This window comes from Alkalibacterium sp. m-11 (assembly GCF_054658155.1).
Genome location: NZ_BAAGIR010000142.1, coordinates 1 through 4819, shown reverse-complemented (window position 1 = coordinate 4819; position 4819 = coordinate 1). Strand labels below are relative to the sequence as shown.

Below are 4819 nucleotides of genomic sequence, written 5' to 3'. Positions count from 1 at the left end.
CAACGGTTAGCTGAGAGAAAGAACAGAAAAGAAATAGCCGTGTAATTTTTAAAAAATAGTCATTTTGAAATTAGACGAGTGTTTCCTTTTTTAAAAAGTTAGTTATGAAATTGGTTCACTTAAATAAAAGATATACATTAACTTATTTTTGCACCAGGGATAGGGAACATTCTCTCTTCTTTGATTTAATTATCACTGATGATAAACTAATTAAGATAGGACAGTATCCATCTATAGCTAGCTTACTTCAACCAGAAATTAATAGATACAAGTCAGTTTTAGGGGAATATTATATTGAGTTTAGTAAAGCGGTAGGTTTATATTCTCATGGTATAGGCGTTGGCTCATTTATATATTTGCGTAGAATAATTGAAAAACTACTATATGAGAAGTTTAAGGAAAATTCACAAATAATAAATGTAGATGTAGACAAATTTAATCAAATGAAATTTGAGAATAAAATTGAATTATTGGAAGAATATTTGCCTCAGGCATTGGTTGAAAACAAAAACTTGTATGGGATTATAAGCAAAGGTGTTCATGAATTAGATGAAAAAGACTGTTTAGAAATGTTTCCGAATATGAGGATTGGAATAGAATTAATACTAGATGATATTTTAGCAGAAAAAGAGAGAGAAGAAAAAGAGAAAATATTGAAGAGATTTGTTTCCGACAAAACTGGAGAATTAAGAAATAAATAGGCATGAAAAGTGATAAAACTAGTTTATTAAAGCTTTATCACTTTTCAACTTATGAACCAATAGTCATTGAGTTTTTAAATGTGACTAGAATTTCTTTCTTTTCAAAAACTATTACATAATCTACTAGGCTATTCCACAGGAGAGGGTTAAATTTTGAAACTAACTCACCATGATTATTCAGTTCTTTTAGGAAAATTTCAAGGTTCTTCTGCCTGGTTATTTTATCCTTAATCTGGCCAGTTGTAGCTTCCAGGTCAGACTTGGTGGTATTAAATCTTTCCACTAGGTCATCATATCTTCTTTGATATTCATCTTGGTCCAGAGCTGTATGGGCATTTTCATTAATAATATTTTGGATCAAGTCCGCCACAACTTCCAGTTCATTCTGCAATTCAACCTTTTTATTTTCTAAATCTTCAATATTGAAAGCTGTAGTTTTTAGAATTCTGAAGTTAGCTATTATTTCATCTTTATCTTCCAGCAGCTTATTTGTAGCTTTTATAAATACCTCTTTGATGGTTTCCTCTTCAAGATGGGGAGTTTGGCATTTTTCTTTTCCACTGAATTTATGGTTACATTGCCAAACGACTCGGCGGTATTTACTGTTGGAATGCCATACCTTAGAACCATACCAACTGCCACACTGGCCACATTTAATCTTTCCAGCAAATATATGTGTTCCACTATGCCGATTTTTACCTGCTTGTCTGGTTTCAAGTTCTCGTTGCACCATATCAAATACTGCAGGGTCGATAATGGCCTCATGGTTATTTTCTACATAATATTGAGGAATTTCTCCTTCATTTATTTTCTTTTCTTTGGTTAGAAAATCTACTGTATAGCTTTTTTGTAGAAGGGCATCGCCTTTATATTTTTCATTTGTGAGGATGCTTCTAACTGTTCCAGCACTCCAGTTTTTCTTTTTTGCTGGGGTAAGGATACCATCTTTGGTTAGTTCTTTTGCTATACCATAAGGGGTCATGCCTTGCAAGAACATTCCATATATTCTCTTAATAATTGGAGCTTCTTCTCCATTTAAAACAAGATTGCCATCTTCACCCCTGTCGTAGCCTAAGAACCTCCTAAAGGGAACAGTGACCTTGCCATCGGCAAATCGCTTTCTTTGTCCCCAGGTAACATTCTCTGAGATGCTACGGCTTTCTTCTTGGGCCAGGGAAGACATAATAGTTATTAGCAACTCACCCTTGGAATCGAGGGTCCAGATATTTTCTTTCTCAAAGTAAATTTCTATTCCTTTTTCTTTAAGCTGCCTTACTGTAGTCAAGCTGTCAACTGTATTTCTAGCAAACCTACTAACTGATTTAGCAACTATTAAATCTATTTTACCATCAAGGGCATCAGCTATCATTCTTCTAAAACCTTCACGATGCTTTGTATTAGTTGCTGAAATACCATCGTCAGTATAGATATCTACAAATTCCCAATCATCTCTATTTTTGATGTAGTTGGTGTAGTAGTCAATTTGTGCCTCGTAACTTGTAGCTTGATCCTCATTGTCTGTTGAAACACGAGCATAGGCAGCTGTTCTTCGTTTCCTTTGCTCATTAATGGGGGCGGAGGTAAATCTGCTAATAGTAGCAGGTATGGTTGTTACATTTCTATTTGTTTTTATTCTGCTCATGTTTATCCCTCCATACCTTTACCATCTTTTTGCTCTGTTGTTTTTTACGTTCTTCAGACCAAGCTGGCTGTTGAACTTTAGCTTGCCATGGTCTAGTAGTTTGACTACCATCGTTGAGGTGGAAAATTAACTCATCGTTAGAAACTACTGTAATACGATCAATCCTATCTTTGAATTCAGTTTCATCGAACTCTTCTATGTTCAGGACATCGGCAGATATGCTTTTTAGAAGATTCTCCTCTAGTCCCTTATGTCCACATCCATTATATGGTGGGCATCTCCAGTGACGAGCCTTTTCCCCACTAACACGGGTGCTGGTGTTTCTGCGTAAATTCTGGCCACATTTACTGCAGCTAATTTTACTAGTAAAGCAGGTAATAGTTCCAGAACTCCGTGGGTTCTTTTTCATGTAGGCAGACTTTTTCTTTCTAGCTTCTGGTGTCCAGCATTCAGTTCTTGCTGATGATTGCCATTTTTGAGTTAGGATTTGACCATCGTAGAAATGAATGATTAGTTCATCTTGCCCTTTGACCACAACTTTTTCTACATCTTCAGTGAATGTTTCTTCATCAAATTCTTCTAAACTAAGGGCTATAGCGAGATATTTTTTAAGCATTTTTTCTGGTACATCTTTAGGATGGCAGTGAGCGATGCCCTTTTCACTTTTTGTCCTGCAGGTCCAAATATAGTAGACCTCTTTAGCATTTTTTCTTTGCCTTTTTCCACTTCGCCTATAGCTCTTTCCACAAATGTCACATTTAATTTTGCTGGTAAAGCAGCTAGTCTTTATAGACTTGTTAGCAAAGACTCCTAGTTCACGTCTTTTTGCAACCTCAGCTTGAACCTTATCAAATATTTCCTTTTCAATAATAACAGGATGAGTATTCTCAGCATAATACATGGGAAGTTCTCCACGGTTTATCTTTGTTTTCTTAGTGATATGGTCTTCAATATAAGTTTTTTGTAGCAGTGAATTTCCCGTATATTTTTCCTGTCTTAAGATGGCTCTTATGGAGGTGTTTGAAAAGTGCCCACCTGTATAAGATTTAATTCCCATCTCTTTAAGTTGCTTTTCTGTATGTTCAGCTGAGTAGCCCTTGAGGAAATTGTCATAAATAAGTCTTATAACTTCAGCTTCTTCTGGGACAATATTAAACTTTTCACCATCCCATCGGTATCCGTAGATACAGAAGGAATTTACTATTCCTTTTTGGAAGCCTTTACGAATACCCCATTTAACATTTTCACTAATAGAGCGACTTTCTTCTTGTGCAAACGAGCCTAGAAGGGTGAGCATAAGCTCTCCATCATCACTTAGTGAATTAATATTTTCACTTTCAAAGCGAACCTCAATTCCAAGCTCTTTTAGATACCTTACTGTTTCCAGTAAATCTATAGTGTTACGAGCAAACCTTGAAATTGATTTAGTTAGAATGATGTCTATTTTACCTTTTTCACAGTCTTCAATCATTCTTTGAAACTCAGCACGATTGTCTGTTGTTCCAGTAATACCTTCATCTGCATAAACACCTGCATATATCCATTCCTTGTTTTTTTGGATGAAGGAACTGTAATGACTTATCTGAGCAGACATAGAATGGAAGGTGCGACCCTTTTCTTCTGAAACCCTAGCATAGGCAGCTACTTTTTTTCTTTTTGGTAGGGTAGGTAGAGAAGGCTTTAGCTTCCTAACTTTCTTCATTTAATCACTTCCTTTCCTTACTATACATCACTTACAAAGCCAGTTAAGTCAAGGTAATATAGCAATTAAAGGAGCTAATTTAGGTTGATATTTTTTAAGCATTTCATCTTTAAATTGGTCATATTCACAAACTGTGATTAGTCCTTTTTCAAGCATAGATTTGGCAATAGCCATAGTGATCCCATAATCTTTTTCTGTTTGAAACATTTCCTCACTCATGCATATCACCTCCAAAACGGTGGCTGATATAACAGGAATGGCAGCAATACTTTCTTTTAGAATTACCGTAGGCAGTGAAGGGCTTACCACAATTTGCACAGGAGAAAGAATAAATGGCTTTCTTATTTACCATCTCAGGGTGGGCATTCCACCACTTAACACGGCATATATCACTACAGAATTTCAAAGGTTTCTTACCTAGAACTTGTTTCAGTTCTTTCCCACAGTTTTTGCAAAAGGTAAGGTCAATCTTTTTATTCCCTTTTCCAAAGTAACCGCCTAGATTGTTTCTTCTACAAAAAGACTTAATTGTATTTATTGAGATGCCAAGAGCATCAGCAATTTTTGAATAACTGAGTCCTAGTTGTCTAAATTCTATAATCTTTTCTTTTTGTAATTCATTCATGGATTTACCTCCCTCTGAGAGGCAGTTACTGTCAAATTTTTTTGTTCTTAAAGGTCTATAACCGTTGTTCTATCAAGGAAAAGACAAAAAACACTTGCCCCTCCCTCATTTATCGGTAAAATAGTAGGTATCCGACTACCAAACTATCC

Annotated in this window: 5 protein-coding genes; 1 reads left to right on the top strand and 4 read right to left on the bottom strand. The window is 35.5% G+C overall.

From position 1 onward, the window contains the following. Positions 1-104 precede the first annotated feature (104 nt). The gene (locus ACYQ2O_RS10585) at positions 105-701 is read left to right on the top strand and encodes a hypothetical protein (protein ID WP_459796584.1); all 597 of its coding nucleotides are present in this window, start codon (positions 105-107) and stop codon (positions 699-701) included. A gap of 49 nt (positions 702-750) precedes the next feature. On the opposite strand, the gene ACYQ2O_RS10580 is transcribed toward ACYQ2O_RS10585, so the two are convergent. The 4 genes from ACYQ2O_RS10580 to ACYQ2O_RS10565 are packed head-to-tail and all read right to left on the bottom strand — an operon-like array spanning position 751 to position 4670. Next, on the bottom strand, positions 751-2343 hold the full coding sequence (locus tag ACYQ2O_RS10580; protein ID WP_459796583.1) for a recombinase family protein: 1593 nt from the start codon (positions 2341-2343) through the stop codon (positions 751-753). Then, positions 2321-4045: a recombinase family protein gene (locus tag ACYQ2O_RS10575; protein ID WP_459796581.1), complete on the bottom strand. Its 1725-nt coding sequence runs from the start codon at positions 4043-4045 to the stop codon at positions 2321-2323. Before ACYQ2O_RS10575 ends, ACYQ2O_RS10580 begins: the two co-directional genes overlap by 23 nt. 48 nt (positions 4046-4093) lie before the next feature. Then, a complete protein-coding gene (locus tag ACYQ2O_RS10570; RefSeq protein ID WP_459796580.1) occupies positions 4094-4264 on the bottom strand; it encodes an SHOCT domain-containing protein in 171 nt (56 codons plus the stop codon). Next, positions 4257-4670 (bottom strand): RNA polymerase subunit sigma-70, encoded by a 414-nt coding sequence (locus ACYQ2O_RS10565; protein ID WP_459796578.1) that lies wholly within the window; start codon positions 4668-4670, stop codon positions 4257-4259. Before ACYQ2O_RS10565 ends, ACYQ2O_RS10570 begins: the two co-directional genes overlap by 8 nt. Positions 4671-4819: the final 149 nt, after the last annotated feature.

Bases quoted from the DNA above. Each gene is read 5' to 3' on its own strand.
- ACYQ2O_RS10585 (WP_459796584.1), top strand. From the start codon at position 105: ATGAAATTGGTTCACTTAAATAAAAGATATACATTAACTTATTTTTGC.
- ACYQ2O_RS10565 (WP_459796578.1), bottom strand. From the start codon at position 4,670: ATGAATGAATTACAAAAAGAAAAGATTATAGAATTTAGACAACTAGGA.
- ACYQ2O_RS10570 (WP_459796580.1), bottom strand. From the start codon at position 4,264: ATGAGTGAGGAAATGTTTCAAACAGAAAAAGATTATGGGATCACTATG.
- ACYQ2O_RS10580 (WP_459796583.1), bottom strand. From the start codon at position 2,343: ATGAGCAGAATAAAAACAAATAGAAATGTAACAACCATACCTGCTACT.
- ACYQ2O_RS10575 (WP_459796581.1), bottom strand. From the start codon at position 4,045: ATGAAGAAAGTTAGGAAGCTAAAGCCTTCTCTACCTACCCTACCAAAA.